This is a genomic window from Aeromonas sp. QDB30 (genome assembly GCF_027707645.1).
Classification (GTDB): Bacteria; Pseudomonadota; Gammaproteobacteria; order Enterobacterales; family Aeromonadaceae; genus Aeromonas; species Aeromonas caviae.
In genome coordinates this window covers 1-14,748 of the sequence record NZ_JAPCIY010000042.1, presented here as the reverse complement: position 1 = coordinate 14,748, position 14,748 = coordinate 1, and the positions used below count along the sequence as shown (strand labels likewise).

Genomic DNA, 14,748 nt, shown 5'->3' with positions numbered 1-14,748 from the left:
TTCGGTTTTCATAATAAAAAATCATAAAAACAGACCCACAAACACCACCCTTAGATCTAATAACAGGATAGCGGATGAAACGTCTCCGTCCCTTGGTAGCACAGGCTGCCAATTGGGAACCCCCGGTTCCCCGCAAACACTTTTACGCCATGCTATTGCTCACGGCCATGACGCTGTCAGCGGTAGCCGTATTGCCAGCCCCGGGTGACATCCTGGAGCGGCCACTGCGTCTGGAGTTGCCGATCGCCACCACGGGCACCGCAACCAACGAAGACAATACCGACTTCAACGACATCCCGGATCACGAGCTGGTGGAGGCCGCAGCTCCGGAGGACGACATTCCGGCCGATCCCACGCCCCAATGGCAGGACTACCGGGTACGCAACGGCGAAAACCTGACCACCATCTTCAACACCCTGGGCCTGTCCACCACCACCCTCTACAAGGTGCTGGATGCGGACACCAAGAACCATCTGGCCCGCCTCAAGCCCGGCCAGACCATCGAGCTGCTGATCGATCAGGACAACATACTGCAGCAACTGAAGATCCGTCTGAACATCAAGCAGACCCTGGTGCTGGAGCGTACCGACGACACCTATAGCGCCAACATGCTCAATGAAGAGGTAGAGTGGCAGCAGAAGAGCTATGACGGTGTCATCAACGGCAGCTTCTACGTCAGCGCCCGCAATGCCGGTATCCCGGCCAACCACATCCAGAAGATTGCCAACCTGTTCCAGTGGCGCCTCAACTTCGCCAAGGATTTGAAAAAAGGTGACAAGTTCAAGGTGCTGGTCCGTCAGGAGACGGTAGAGGGCAAGAGCACGGGCAACACCCAGCTGCTCGGGGTCGAAGTCTTCAGCCAGGGCAAGGCGGCGTCGGCCTGGTTGTCTGAGGATGGCAACTACTATGACGGCCAGGCGAACAGCCTGGAGCGGGGTTTCCGCCGTTACCCGACCCACAGCCGCTATCGGGTCAGTTCCAACTTCAACCCGGCACGGCGTCATCCCATCACGGGCCAGGTGCGTCCCCACGAGGGCACCGACTTCGCGCTGCCGGTCGGGACGGCCGTCATGGCCACTGGGGACGGCGTGGTGCTCAAGGCCACCCGCCACCCGCTGGCCGGTACCTATGTGGTGATCAAGCACGGCCGGACCCTGACGACTCGTTACCTGCACCTGAGCAAGCTGCTGGTGAAACCGGGCCAGAAGGTGAAGATGGGGGACAAGATTGCCCTCTCCGGCAACACGGGCCGCTCCACCGGTGCCCACCTGCACTACGAGGTGCGCATCAACAACCGGCCGGTCGATGCCATGAAGGTCAAGCTGCCGATGGCGGAGCCCCTGAGCGGCAAGGAGAAGCGCCAGTTCCTCGCCAAGGTGAAGAGTTACCGCAAAGAGATGGAGGCGGGCTGAACGGCTCCCTCCTGACGAAAAAGGCCCCGCCAACTGGCGCAATGCTGTTCAGATAAGCACTTTTTTGACTGATTATTCATAAATTGGATTTGAGTTGAGGGGGCAAGGCTGTGTCCAGTCGATCTTCCTCCAGCCTTTATCCAGCGGGGCTTGCAATAGAAAGAGGGAGGCATCATGCCTCCCTCGATTTTTTGTCCTGATACTACGTGGACTGGAACTCAAATTCTCTTAAGTGAACAGCATTGCGCCAACTGGCGGGGCCTTTTCATTGCAGAACGGCTTCAATAACCCTTGTCAAAGTCGATCCTGCCGTCCAGCTGCTGACCATCGATGAAGCGGATGTAGTTGCGGATGAAGATCTGGGCCACATCTTCCGGGAAGCTGTAGGCGCTGTTGTGGGGCGTCACGATGAGATTGGGCTGGTGCCAGAGCGGGCTGTCAGCGGGCAGGGGTTCCTGCTCGAACACATCGAGCACCGCCATGGCGGGCTTGCCGGCTTGCAGTGCCGCCAGCAGATCCCCCTCATGGACGGCATTGCCTCTGCCGACGTTGAAGAAGATGGCGCCCGGTTTGCAGTGGCCGAAGCGTTCGGCGGTGAAGAGATGGCGTGTCTCGCGGGTGGCGGGCAGCACGCTGACGATGACATCGGCTTGGGCCAGCATCTTGTTGAGTGCCGGCAACTGGTACACCTGATCGAACCCGGCACGCTCACGGCCACTGTGGCTGATGCCGAGCACCCTCATGCCAAAATGTTTGCCGGTGTGGGCGATATGCTGCCCTATGCTGCCGGTGCCGAGCAGCAGCAGCGTCTTTCCCTTCAAGCCCTGATAGGGATGGCTCTGCCAGACGCCCTGTTGCTGCTGCTCGCGATAGAGTGGCAACTGGCGGGTCAGGCTGAGCAGATGGCCGAACACATACTCGCTCATCAAGGGGCCGAAGATGCCGCGGACATTGGTGAGCAGGTAGTCGCGGCGGCAACTGGCGTCCAGCAGCACATCGACCCCGGCATAAGTCGACTGGAGCCAGCTGAGCTTGCCGGCCTTGGCCAGCAGCGGCTTGGCCCGGGCAGGCTCGGCCATCAGGATATGAGCGTCACCGATAAGCTGTTCGGCCTCGGCCTGATTGTCGGCCCGAAGAATGTGCAGATGGGGAAGATGGGCCGCCTTGAGCAGGCGTTCATAGTGGCTGTTGTCCTGACTCAACAGCAGCAGGGTACGTTGGCTCATACTCTTGTTCCTTATCGTGTTTATGGCAAGGCGAGAGGGATGCTGTCTCCATCTTACCCCAGTTGATCGGGCAAGATAGTCGAGCAGGGCGCTTTTTCATTTTTAGACGGGGCCCTCGTGGGCTACAATCTGCCCCACATTTTGCAAAGGATCCGACTCCAGTGTTTGGTGACAAGTTTTATAAGCGACTGGCCGAGCTGCAGCCCTGGCAGCAAACCGTCTATACCCTGGCGCTGGCAGAGCGCATGTACCCCAACTATGTGCTCTTTACCCAGGCCTCCGGTTTCGGGGATGCGAGGGCATTCCGTCACGCGCTGGATCAGATGTGGAACTACCTGACGGTCAAGGGATCCCGCGTCAATCTTGGTGCCATTCTGGAAGCGTTTGAAGTCTACATTCCCGATCCCCGCAAGTTTGAATCCTACGGCGCCTATCCGGCACTGGACGCCTGCGTGGCGCTGGGTTGTGCCTACAACTCGGTGATCTGCCGGGTGGGGGAAGAGGCCAACGACGCCAGCCATGCGTCAGTCGGCACGGTCGCCGGCTTCATCGAGATGCTGGAAGAGCGGGATCTTAGCGATGAGGAGCTCTATGAGCACGAGTACATGGAGGCGGAGCTGGAGTTCCAGGTCGAACTGCTCAAACGGGTGGCCCATGAACGGGACAGCGACCGCATCCTTGCCATCCGCGCCTTCGCGGCCCAGGACGGCGTCTCCAACATCGGCATCAGCCTGGAGGCGTAACGCCATCGCGTACTGCCCATAGAAAAAGCTCCCGGTCGGGAGTTTTTTTTATCTCTGAGCGTTCATTTTTTGGTGTGTGAGAAAGCATTTATGCATTTTTTTTCAAATGGTTAACTTTTTTCTCCTGATTCTTAGGGGCCATTCGTTGCTGTTGTAAGCTCGCTTCTATTGGTTGCACTTGACAGAGAATCACCGACGAGAACATCTCCATTACTGAGGTCATCTATGAATGCAACAGAGCTTTGGCAGCTTTCCCCCGAGCAATTCAACGAGTGGCGGCGTGAGAACGATTATCCCCGTATCTGGGCGCTGCTGGTGGCGTCGCTGCCCCATTTCGACGACTGGATGGCGGAGCAGAAGATAGAAAAAAGCGTGATCTTCCAGATCGGCATCGCCCGCTTCATCAGCTCCCGCTGCGTGCTGAGCCTTTGTGTCTACATGAGCGACGACAAGGTCCGTCTGTATGAGAGCGCCTCGAGTGCACTGGAATCCCTGCGCAAGAGCGGTCTCATCCGCTCGGAGACCCGTTTCGAGCCTTACAGCATGTGGCTGGCGGGAAAACATGGCAATGACGAGGTGAAACGGGTGCAAAGCCTGCTCTCGGTCTCGGAGAACAACAAGGGGGAAGCCCAGGTGCTGGGCAAGCATCGTCTGCTCAACATCGGCGGTGTTACCCTCAAAAGCCCCATCATCTCCGGCCGGTTGCTCGATTTTACCTGTCTCGACGAGCTCTCTCTCGATGGGGCCGTCAACAACTCCAAGGTTTATCTGTGGCACTGCTCGGCCAAGGGGGTCAGGGTCAATGGCGGGGTGATCGGGCTCGATCTGTTCGACTCCCTGCTGTGGGACCACAGGGCCTGGGCCAAGAAGCGGGAGCTGGCGCTGGAGGACGGGGTCTTTCAGGACTTCACCATAGAGTGCGAGGAGATCCGCTTCCACTCCTCCCGGGCGGTGCTGAAAAACTTCAGCGTCAGCGCCAAGAACTTCGATGCCACCATGGAGCACACCAACCTGGACAAGGTGGAGGTGGTCTACAACGACAATGGGCGGATCGACCACAATGAGGCGAGCAAACTCTATCGCAATGCCAAGCGCCTCTTCTCCAGCGTGGGTGACACCGTCGATGCCGGCGAGTGTTACTACAAGGAGAAGCTGCACGAGATGAAGTCCCTGGCGAGCCCGCGGGAGCTGTTCCGGGAGCGCTGGTTGCGAAGCGGTCCGATGACGAAGTGCTGGCTCTCCCTGTTGTGCTATCTCAAGTGCGCGGGCAAGTTCATCAGCTTCATCACCTGGGGGTTTGGGGAGCGTCCCATCAGAAGCCTGCTGATGTCGATGGGGGTGATCCTGCTGGCGACCCTGACCTATTTCCTGGCGCCGGAGTCTGCAACCCACGGCCATCTGGGGCGCTCTCTCTATTTCAGCATCGTCACCTTCGTGACCCTGGGTTATGGGGACATCTCCCAGACCTCCTCGCCGCTGCAACTGCTGTCGGCCATCGAAGCCTTCTGCGGCATGTTCCTGACCGGTCTCTTCCTCGCGGGTTTTGCCTCGAAAACCAAGCAGTATTGACGGGAGCGCCGACGGCGGGTGCCATCAGTGCCCGCCTCCGGTGCCCTCCTGCTGTCTCCCCATCCCTCCGGCTGTCCCGGCGACCTTGCTTGACGCAGCGGCGGTGGAGCGACTTTATTTAAAGTCATCGCATGCCATGGCAAGCGATGGCGCCACCAGCGCCCGGACATGACGCAATCAGAGGAGAAAGCCCGGTATCGATCCGCCAACCACCGATGTAGAGAAGGAATAACGCTATGATATTGAATCACTTATGGGGATTGTATGCCCATCCCCACACCGAATGGCATACCATAGACGAGCGGCACGACAGCTTCAGAAACAGTCTGACCCACATCCTGCTCGTGGCCCTTATCCCTCCCATCTGCGCCTACTATTCCGCCGTTCACATCGGCTGGAGCATCGGGGTCGGCGATCCCATCACCCTGACCGCCAACAGTGCATTCAAGCTGTCGGTCGCCATGTACGTGACCCTTATCATCGGCGTGTTGGCACTCTCCTATCTGGTGCACTGGATGGGGCATACCTTCGGCTCGGATCCCAGCTACACGACCTCGCTGGAGCTGGCGGCCTACACCTCCACGCCACTCTTCATGGTGGGCTTCTCCGCTTTCTTCCCGCATCTCTGGTTCGTGATGCTCATCGGTTTGGTCGGGCTGACCTATTCCGTCTACCTGCTCTATATCGGCGTGCCCATCCTGATGCACATCACCAAGGAGCAGGGATTCATCTACGCCAGCTCAGTGGTGACTGTCGGCCTGGTGTTGCTGGTCTGCGTGCTGGCTGCCACGGCCATCCTGTGGGGATCCGGCTTCGGTCCCGTCTTCACCCAGTAGCCGTGCGTGCCGACGGCAACGACGACAAGGGCGCCTTGATGGCGCCCTTGTCGTTGATCTCTCGCCTGGTCGGCGTGTCTTTGCCAGACCCGGGAGGGACGTCGTCTGCGTTGATCAGCGGGGATTGCCGCTGCCGATGCCGAACGGGATGCGGTAATCGCTGCTCTGATCGCCGAGGCTGACGGTCAGGTTGCCTTGGGCGCGGCTCGGGATCTGTACCTGCTGGGTACCCATCAGGTTGGCGTGGACGGAGGCCACCAGATCACCGGATTCATCGCGCACCTCCAGCATGGGGTTGGCCTTGCCAGCCATGGCGGCGCTGGCATGCCAGTTCACGAACAGCACACCCGGGGTGGCGTTGAAGTCGGCGGGGACGGAAGCCTGGGCAACACCGGCACTCATCAGGCCTGCAACGGCCAGCATCTTGATCACGTTTTTCATGTTCATTCACTCTCTTGGTTTTTATGTCATTGGCAAGGCCTGACAGGCCTGCATCAATGCATCCTTGCAAGAGGTCATTCAAATGGTGTGTTGTTTTGTCACGGATGTTTGTCACCCATGTGTATGGGGGACTGCCATGAACGACCAGTTGTTTTGCGGCTTGGCGCTCCTGCCTAAGCGATGTGTGAATATTAAGCGCCTCACCCGGTCATTGTTAGCGAGATAAACTGGCCTACATGTTCAAAAAATATGAATGATTTTTTTGTGGGGGGACATAGACGGGTTGGAGGGTGTTCACCCTTCCGGAGAGAGGTGCATGTCCCAGACCTGACACCGGATTGTCACATCCGGTGCGTACTGTGCGGCTTCATTTTCACACTGGTTCAAGGATGACTATGTTTCGCGTCTCTTCCCTTGCCGCCTGCGTGGCGGCCACCCTGCTGAGCGGCTGCAATTCGGGCAATGACTCCTCCTCGCCCGCCGTCGGCGACTATCAATACAGCACCAAGGCGGTCTATGCCGCCCGTCAGGCAATGAACAGCTATGAGGTTGCCCCTGAAGGCTTTAGTCCCGTCTTCACCGAACTGGTGGCACGCCATGGCTCCCGCTCGTTGTCCAGCCCCAAATACGATGTGCTGACCAAGCTGGTGTGGGAGGAGGCCGCGAGACAGGGGGCCTTGACCGAGCTGGGCCAACGGCTCGGCGCAAAGGTGGACGCCGTCACGGCCGCCAACCAGACCCTCGGCTATGGCCTGCTGAGTGCGCTCGGCAAGGAGGAGCACGCCAACCTGGCGACCCGGCTCGCCGAACGGCTGCCCACCCTGCTGACCACTGAATCGACTCCCCTCTGCCTCAAGGTCGAGACATCGGGCAAGGATCGCGCCAACGAAAGCGCCTACTTCTTCATGCAGAGCCTGGCCAAAAGGGTCTCTCTGGTGACGGACAGCCCCGACTGTTACGTCAGCCAGGAGAACCCTTCCGAGATCGACAAGGGGCTGCGCAACAAGTTCGAGCTCTACTTCCACAAGACCGAGCCACAGGGGGAGTACACCCGGTATCTGCCCACCTTCCAGGCCTATCAGGCCTTTGTCGGGGACGAAGACAACGGGGTGGCTCCTGCTCCCGAGCTGACCGAGGCCCTCGATGCGCTCAAGGCCCTGCCCAGGACCCGGGTGATGGCCCGTGAGATGCTCGAGCGTCTCTACAGCAAGGCCTTCGTCGACGAGCTGGCCGCCGGGGTGGATTATGTGGCGGTGAATCCGGAGGATGGTGGCAAGACCCATGTGCGCGACGAGGTGGACGCCGCCCTCATGCTCTACAACCTCTTCATCATCGGCCCGGGGATGATCCGGGAGGCGCAGGCACAAGGCGGATCCTGGGATCTCGAGCAGTTCATCACGCCAGAGGAGTCTGCCTGGTTCTCCTACCTTTCCGATGCCGAGGACTTCTACAAGAAGGGGCCGAGTCTTGCCAGCCAGAGCGCCACCTACGCCGTGGCCCAGCCCCTGCTTGACGGCCTCTTCAACGAGGTACAGACCCAGGTGGTGGAAGAGGCGGGCGAGCATGTCGCCAAGCTGCGCTTTGCCCATGCGGAGACCCTGATCCCGCTGGCGGCCCTGATGAAGCTGGCAGGGAGCCGCCAGAGCGCCCAGCCCGGCGTGCTGATGAGCCAGGAAAACAACGAATGGCGTGGCGGCTGGGTCTCTCCCTATGCGGCCAACATCCAGTGGGATGTCTACCGCAACGAGGCAGGCCGGGTGCTGGTGAAGATGCTTTACAACGAGAAGGAGCTCGCTTTCAAGGCAGGTTGCGCCCCCATTGCGGTGGGCAGCTTCTTCTATGACTTCGGCGAGCTCAAACGCTGTTACGACTACTCGTCCTGACGCTCTCGTGCCATCCCCGGGGCCGGTCATCGCCGGCCCCGATTTTTTTGGTTCAGGCGGAGCCGGCTTGTCGACGACCCGCCTGCCAGGTGGTGCCCATGGAGGCGGCGATGATGGCGGTTATCCCGAGCCATTGGGACGGGGGCAATTGTTCGCCCAGCCATACCAGTCCCATCAAGGCTCCCATGGCCGGTTCACCGCTGGTGAGAATGCCGTAGCTCTTGAGGGGAAGGCGGCGCAGGGCAAACATCTCGAGAGAGTAGGGGATGGCGCTCGAGAGCAGCCCCACCCCGATGATGGTGAGGATCACGGGGACGGTGAATGACGCCTCGATCGCACCCTCCAGCCCGAAGGGCAATACCAGCAGGGTGCCCACCCACATGCCCAGCGCAGGAGCCTGTGTGCCCAGCAAGGCTCCTGCCCGCTTTCCGGTGAGCATATAGAGCCCCCAGAAGAGGCCAGCCCCGAGAGCCAGTGTGGCACCCAGGGGATCGATGGCCTGCTGTGTTGCCCGCAGGGGCAAGAGCAGCAGCAGCCCGGCGATGGCCAGTATCAGCCAGATGAAGTCTGCCCGGTGGCGTGAGGAGAGCAGGGCCACCGTCAGGGGGCCGATGAACTCGATGGCCAGGGCTACGCCGAGGGGAATGCGTGCGATGGCGAGATAGAAGAGCAGGTTCATGGCCCCAAGCGACAGGCCGTAGGGGATGGCGCCCAGCAGGGTGCGTCGGTCGAGGGGGGCACGCCAGATGCGAAACACCAGGGAGAGAAGGAGGGCGGCGCACCCCAGCCGGAACAGGGTCGTGCCTGCGGCTCCGAGCAGGGGAAACAGGGATTTGGCCAGGGAGGCGCCGAGGGTGATCGACAACATGGCGAGCAGGACGGCCAGAAGAGAGGAGAGGGCATTGGGATTGGGTTGCATGGTGTTCATACCGAGCAGGACGATGGGCAGTAAAATATATCTGGAGACTTGGGTAAAACCGGTCTAATACTGGCCTTGTGCGATAATTTTTATCTAATGAACCCCATGACCGACAAATTTGATCTGCTCATCCTCGCCGAGCTGCAACAGGATGCCCGTCTGCCCACGCCGGAGCTGGCCCACAGGGTCGGTCTTTCCGCCCCAGCTTGCTACCGCCGCGTCCGCGCCTTGCGGGAGTCCGGTCTCATCGAGCGGGAAGTGGCGCTGGTGGCACCGTCCACCATGGGCTGGCCCATCACCATGCTGGTGCTGGTGACCCTGGAGCGGGATCATGGCCGCATCGTCGATGAGATGATCGCCAGCCTGCAGCGGGAACCCGAGGTGATGGATCTCTGGTATGTGACGGGGGAGCAGGACTTCGTGCTGCAAGTGGCCGCCAGGGACATGCAAAGTTACGAGCAGTTCACCCGTCGGGTGCTCCATGCTAGGGACCAGGTGCGCAGTTTCAAGACTCTGGTGGTCATGGGACAGCACAAGCGTTGCGGCGCCTTGCTGCCCGGGTAAAGAGGGGGTTGCGCGGAAGCCTTGCCGGCATTGCGGGAGCGCCGTCAGGGAAAGGAACAGGGGCAGGTACGGCCTGCCCCTTCTGTGTCAGCCAGGTTCCCCGGGCGCCAGCTCCTCTGCCGTCATGGGGCGCAAGACCCGGCAGGGATTGCCGACCGCCACCACGCCTGCCGGAATGTCTCTGGTGACAACTGACCCCGCCCCGATGACGCTGTTGTCCCCTATGGTGACGCCCGGGCAGATGACGACGCTGCCCCCAATCCAGACGTTGTTGCCGATGCGCACCGGCTTGCCGAACTCCACCCCCTTGATGCGCGGCGCTACCGCCACCGGGTGGGTAGCGGTGTAGATCTGCACTCCGGGGGCCAGCAGCACGTTGTCGCCTATGTGTACCTCGCACACATCCAGGATGGTGCAGTTGAAATTGGCGTAGAAATTCTCGCCGACAAAGATGTTGGCGCCATAGTCGCAGAAGAAGGGGGGCGTGATGAAACAGCGTTCTGCGCGGCCACCCAGCAGGCGGGTGAGGCGCTCATCCCAACCAGGGGCATCGGTTCGCTCCCGGTTCAGTTCTCCCAGCAGGGCGCGGCACTGCTCCCGCGCAGCCCGCAGTTCGGGGTCCCCCGCATCATAGGGCGCTCCCGCCACCATCTTCTGCCACTCGGGGCCACGCACGGCGGGCCGCTGCACTGTCGTTGCGTCAGTCATCATTGCTCCATCAGCCAGATCAGGGATTCGTAAGGGCGCAGCTTGCAGGATTGCGGGCGGGCCGGGCTGTCTTGGTAGTTGCCAAGCAACAGGCGCCCCTCTCCATTGGCCAGTTCGGCAGGCAGCTCGAAGGCCACCGGCTCGCCGTAGAAGTTGCTCACCACCAGCAGGGTCTGACCGTCGGCGCGGCGGACATAGGCCCAGATCTGCGGGTGCCCGGTCAGCAGCTCCTGATAATCCCCCTGAGTGAAGATGGGGTGCGCCTTGCGAAGGGCGATGAGATCCCGATAGTGCCAGAACACCGAGTGCTGGTCGGCCAGCGCCGCCTCGGCATTGATCTCGGAATAGTTGGCGGCAGGCTTGAGCCAGGGCGTCCCGCTGGTGAAACCGGCGTTGGAGGCGGCGCTCCACTGCATCGGGGTGCGCGAGTTGTCCCGGGACTTGGCACCGAGAATGGCGAGGATCTCGGCCTCGCTCATCCCTTCCGCCTGCTTGATGGCGAAGATGTTGCGGCTCTCCACATCCTGATAGTCGTTGATGCACTGATAGCCGGGGTTGGTCATGCCGATCTCCTCCCCCTGATAGATGTAGGGCGTCCCCTGCAGGCCGTGCAGCGTGCTGGCCAGCATCTTGGCGGCCACTACCCGCTGTTCGCCCTCGTCACCGAAACGGGAGACGATGCGCGGCTGATCGTGGTTGCACCAGAAGAGCGCCGACCACCCCTTGCCGTGCATGCCGCACTGCCAGTGGTTGAAGATGCGCTTGAGTTCGAGGAAATCGAACGGTGCCTTGGTCCACTTGTCGCCGCCCGGGTAATCCACCTTGAGGTGATGGAAGTTGAACACCATGGAGAGCTCGGAGCCATCCAGCGCGCCATAGCGCTGGCAGTGCTCCAGGCTGGTGGAAGACATCTCGCCCACCGTCATGGCCCCAACGGGGGCGAAGACGTCGCGGCTCACATCCTGCAAAAATTCATGGATGCGCGGCCCGTCGGTGTAGAAGCGGCGGCCATCCCCCACCTCGTCGTCAGGGAATGCCTGATCCTTGGAGATGAGGTTGATGACGTCGAGGCGGAAACCGTCGACTCCTTTCTTCGCCCAGAAATGGATGATCTTCTTCACCTCGGCGCGCACGGCCGGGTTTTCCCAGTTGAGATCCGCCTGCTCGCGGGCAAAGAGGTGCAGGTAGTACTGGCCGGTGGCCGGGTCCAGCTCCCAGGCGCTGCCGCCAAACTTGGATTGCCAGTTGTTGGGCACGCCGCCGTCCACCGGATCTTTCCAGATGTAGTAGTCGCGATAGGGGCTGTGCTTGTCTCCCAGCGCCGACTTGAACCAGGCGTGCTCGGTGGAGGTGTGATTCACCACTATGTCCATCACGATGCGGATGCCGCGCGCATGGGCGGCGCCCAGCAGGGCCTCGAAGTCGGTCATGGTGCCGTAGGCGGGATCTATGTTGAGGTAATCGGCGATGTCGTAGCCGTTGTCCACCTGGGGGGAGACGTAGACCGGGGTCAGCCAGAGGGCATCGACCCCCAGCGTCTTGAGGTAGTCGAGGCGGGCCATGATCCCCTTGAGATCACCGGTGCCACGGGCGCCGGAATCCTGAAAGCTTTTGGGGTAGATCTGGTAAATCACGGCGCTTTGCCACCAGGGTGTCTGTGTCATGGTTGGTTCGCTCATTGGTTGAAACCGGATTAGTTGGAACAGGGCAACGATAAAAGGCGGAGCCAGGGCTCCGCCGAGGTTGTGTGGATCAGGCCGTGGTCAGATCCAGCTTGCCGGCAGCCTGCTGGCGCTTGTAGACCAGCAGGGTCAGCAGGGCGGGGACCACGATGGCCACCAGCATGGCGATGGCGTAGATGCCCCAGTATTGCGGCTGGATGGAGAGGATGCCTGGCAGGCCGCCCACCCCGATGCCGTTGGCCATCACCCCGGCGAAGCCGCAGATGAGAGCCGCACAGCTTGAGCCCACCATGGCGCACAGCATGGGGAACTTGTACTTGAGGTTGATGCCGTACATGGCCGGCTCGGTCACCCCGAGATAGGCGGAGATGGCGGCCGGGACCGAGATCTCCCGCTCGTTCTCCTTGCGGCTGATCAGGATGATGCCGACGACCGCAGACGCCTGGGCGATGTTGGAGAGGGCGATCAGCGGCCAGATGGGGGTGCCGCCCATGCTCTGCATCAGTTGCAGGTCCACCGCGTTGGTGGTGTGGTGGATGCCGGTGATGACCAGGGGCGCATAGAGGAAGCCGAACAGGGCGGCGCCGATGGGGGCAAACGAACCCGTCATGGCCGCCTTGGCGGCAAAGCCGACGCCGTCACCAATCCAGCGGCCGAACGGACCGATCAGGGCGTGGGCCACGATCACCGCCAGCAGCAGGGAGATGAAGGGCACAATCACCAGGTAGAGATAGGCCGGGATGATGCGCTTGAGGCTGGTCTCCACCCAGGCGAGGAAGACACCCGCCAGCAGGGCCGGAATGACCTGGGCCTGATACCCCACTTTCTGGATGACGAAGAGGCCGAAGTCCCACACTTCCGGGGTCTGCTGGCCGATGCCATAGGCGTTCATCAGTTGCGGCGACACCAGCGTGATACCCAGCACGATGCCGAGGATCTCGGAGCCACCCATCTTCTTCACCGCAGACCAGCAGACACCCACCGGCAGGAAGTGGAAGATGGCTTCACCCAGCAGCCAGAGGAAGGCGTGCACCTGGGCCCAGAACTGGCTGATCTCGGTGAGGGTGTGGGTGCCGTCGTCGAACATCTTGATATCGCCGATGACGTTGCGAAAGCCCAGGATCAGACCACCGGTGATGATGGCGGGCAGCAGGGGGACGAAGATCTCGGCCAGGTGGGAGATGCCGCGCTCCAACGGGTTCATGTTGTGGCGGGCGGCCTGCTTGGCGGCCTCCTTGCTGCCGCCGCTCACGCCGATCTCCTGGGTGAGCGCCTTGTACCACTGATCCACCTCGTTGCCGATCACCACCTGGAACTGGCCGCCCTGGGTGAAGCTCCCCTTCACCGAAGGGATGGTCTCGATGGCCTTGGGATCGGCCTTGACCGGATCGGCCAGCACGAACCTGAGCCGGGTCAGGCAGTGGCTGACAGTGGTGATGTTCTCTTTGCCGCCGATCCGCTCGATCAGCTGCGCCAGATGCTGTGTGTTGACTTTTGACATGAGCCTTCCCTCTGTGACTCCATGAATAATGGTCGTGTCTTTACCGGCTGGCCAAGGACCGCCCGTTTATTGGTATCGTTCCCAATCAGCATGAAGCCAGTGGCTGGTATCGGCAATGGGAACGTTCCCAATTCGTGGCGCTGGTCACAAAAAGCGCAAAACGCCGGGAATGGAGGAAAAGATAGACTACAGGGGCTGACAGGGGGCGATGGTCGCTCTGGGGGGCTGCCCCTCTTCAATCTGGTCGAGCAGCTGTCTGGCGGCCAGGATGCCGGCGTCCTTGTAGCCGAAATCCAGGCTGAGGGTGTTGGCAAAGAGGAACGTCAGCATGGGATTGCTGCCAAGGCCGCTCACCAGGATGTCGGTGCGCCCCTGCTCCTGCAGGTATTTGGCGGCGCCGATGGCCAGGGTGTCGCTGGCACAGACCATGGCCTGGGTGGTGGGGGTGAGCAGCTCGGCCGCGAGCCGATAGCCGCTTTGCAGACCGAGATCCCCGAGGGCGCTGCGGGGCGTGCGCCCCTGTTCCCGACAGTAGTCGAGGTAAGCCTGATGCCGACGCAACCCGGTGGTGAGATCGCTGCGTTCCACCCCGAGATAGGCGACCTCGGTCAGGCCACGCTCTCCGAGGTGGGCAAGCACGGCGCGCACCGCCCCGTCATCGTCGAAGCAGACCGACGAGAAGCCGGGGCGCTCGCGGGCCATCAGCACCAGTTTCTCCCTGAGCGGCGCCATGGCGGCATAGTCCAGATCGTTGAAGGCAAACAGGATGATGCCGTCCACCCCGCGCCGCTCCAGCACCGCCAGGTGCTCGCTCACCTTGGCGGGGGAGAACTTGCTCTCCATCAGCACGGCGTCGTAGCCACGCTGGTAGAGGGTCTCCAGCATGCCGCGCACCGCCTGGTTCTCGGAGCTGGAGTCGAGGCGCGACACCACGATGCCGACCACCTGCTGGCTCTGGCTGCGCATGGCCCGCGCCGATTTGCTCGGGACGAAACCGTGCTGGGCGATCACCGATTCGACCCTGGCCCTGGTCTGGGCATTGACCTTGGGATCCTGATTGAGCACCCGGGAGACGGTCGACTTGCCGACCCCGCTGAGGCGAGCGATATCGAGGATGGTCAGTTTCTTTTCCATGGGGGATCCGTGACAGGGGAGGGCGACAACCGGGATGCAGACATTGTTGTGATTCATGTACAGGATCTTTAGCAGCAACCAATTGAAATAGATATAAAAATGGCTTCGATTGTGATCTGATTTTATCGCC

At 61.2% G+C, this 14,748-nt stretch carries 13 protein-coding genes; 6 read left to right on the top strand and 7 right to left on the bottom strand.

Going from position 1 to position 14,748, the window contains the following annotated elements; all coding sequences use genetic code 11:
* Nucleotides 1-74: 74 nt before the first annotated feature.
* Nucleotides 75-1,412, top strand: coding sequence for a murein DD-endopeptidase MepM (gene mepM / locus PG896_RS13245; protein WP_270835796.1), 1,338 nt, complete (start codon nt 75-77; stop codon nt 1,410-1,412).
* 281 nt (nt 1,413-1,693) lie between these two features.
* Here mepM and PG896_RS13240 read toward each other — a convergent pair whose 3' ends face one another.
* Nucleotides 1,694-2,638 carry a D-2-hydroxyacid dehydrogenase gene (locus PG896_RS13240; RefSeq protein ID WP_043152907.1) on the bottom strand — a complete coding sequence of 315 codons (945 nt, stop codon included), beginning with the start codon at nt 2,636-2,638 and terminating at the stop codon, nt 1,694-1,696.
* A 161-nt stretch (nt 2,639-2,799) separates the two neighbouring features.
* On the opposite strand from PG896_RS13240, the gene PG896_RS13235 reads away from it, so the two are divergent.
* From PG896_RS13235 to PG896_RS13225, 3 genes are all read left to right on the top strand, one after another.
* Complete coding sequence (locus PG896_RS13235) at nt 2,800-3,381, top strand: YjaG family protein (RefSeq protein ID WP_042864483.1); 582 nt, start codon at nt 2,800-2,802, stop codon at nt 3,379-3,381.
* Between the two features lie 225 nt (nt 3,382-3,606).
* Nucleotides 3,607-4,950, top strand: a complete 1,344-nt coding sequence (locus PG896_RS13230) for a potassium channel family protein (RefSeq protein ID WP_043152903.1) — start codon at nt 3,607-3,609, stop codon at nt 4,948-4,950.
* A gap of 236 nt (nt 4,951-5,186) precedes the next feature.
* Nucleotides 5,187-5,786 carry a Yip1 family protein gene (locus tag PG896_RS13225; protein WP_029314835.1) on the top strand — a complete coding sequence of 200 codons (600 nt, stop codon included), beginning with the start codon at nt 5,187-5,189 and terminating at the stop codon, nt 5,784-5,786.
* A 114-nt stretch (nt 5,787-5,900) separates the two neighbouring features.
* Here the strand turns inward: PG896_RS13225 and PG896_RS13220 are convergent, their stop codons facing one another.
* Nucleotides 5,901-6,233, bottom strand: a complete 333-nt coding sequence (locus PG896_RS13220; protein WP_039039727.1) for a hypothetical protein — start codon at nt 6,231-6,233, stop codon at nt 5,901-5,903.
* A 383-nt stretch (nt 6,234-6,616) separates the two neighbouring features.
* Here PG896_RS13220 and PG896_RS13215 point away from each other — a divergent pair, with 383 nt between their 5' ends.
* Nucleotides 6,617-8,110, top strand: a complete 1,494-nt coding sequence (locus tag PG896_RS13215; protein WP_333563598.1) for a histidine-type phosphatase — start codon at nt 6,617-6,619, stop codon at nt 8,108-8,110.
* A gap of 52 nt (nt 8,111-8,162) precedes the next feature.
* On the opposite strand, the gene PG896_RS13210 is transcribed toward PG896_RS13215, so the two are convergent.
* Nucleotides 8,163-9,038, bottom strand: a complete 876-nt coding sequence (locus PG896_RS13210; protein WP_270835794.1) for an EamA family transporter — start codon at nt 9,036-9,038, stop codon at nt 8,163-8,165.
* Nucleotides 9,039-9,134: 96 nt separating this feature from the next.
* Here PG896_RS13210 and PG896_RS13205 point away from each other — a divergent pair, with 96 nt between their 5' ends.
* A complete protein-coding gene (locus tag PG896_RS13205; RefSeq protein WP_039039724.1) occupies nt 9,135-9,593 on the top strand; it encodes an Lrp/AsnC family transcriptional regulator in 459 nt (152 codons plus the stop codon).
* Between the two features lie 87 nt (nt 9,594-9,680).
* Here the strand turns inward: PG896_RS13205 and PG896_RS13200 are convergent, their stop codons facing one another.
* From PG896_RS13200 to treR, 4 genes are all read right to left on the bottom strand, one after another.
* Entirely contained in the window at nt 9,681-10,301 is a 621-nt protein-coding gene (locus tag PG896_RS13200) for a sugar O-acetyltransferase (protein ID WP_029314833.1), read from the bottom strand.
* Nucleotides 10,301-11,965, bottom strand: coding sequence for an alpha,alpha-phosphotrehalase (gene treC / locus PG896_RS13195; RefSeq protein WP_270835793.1), 1,665 nt, complete (start codon nt 11,963-11,965; stop codon nt 10,301-10,303). The genes PG896_RS13200 and treC overlap by 1 nt, the downstream gene beginning before the upstream one ends.
* 88 nt (nt 11,966-12,053) lie before the next feature.
* A complete protein-coding gene (treB, locus tag PG896_RS13190) occupies nt 12,054-13,484 on the bottom strand; it encodes a PTS trehalose transporter subunit IIBC (protein WP_257709729.1) in 1,431 nt (476 codons plus the stop codon).
* Between the two features lie 186 nt (nt 13,485-13,670).
* Nucleotides 13,671-14,618: a trehalose operon repressor TreR gene (gene treR, locus PG896_RS13185; protein ID WP_041211765.1), complete on the bottom strand. Its 948-nt coding sequence runs from the start codon at nt 14,616-14,618 to the stop codon at nt 13,671-13,673.
* Nucleotides 14,619-14,748 lie beyond the last annotated feature (130 nt).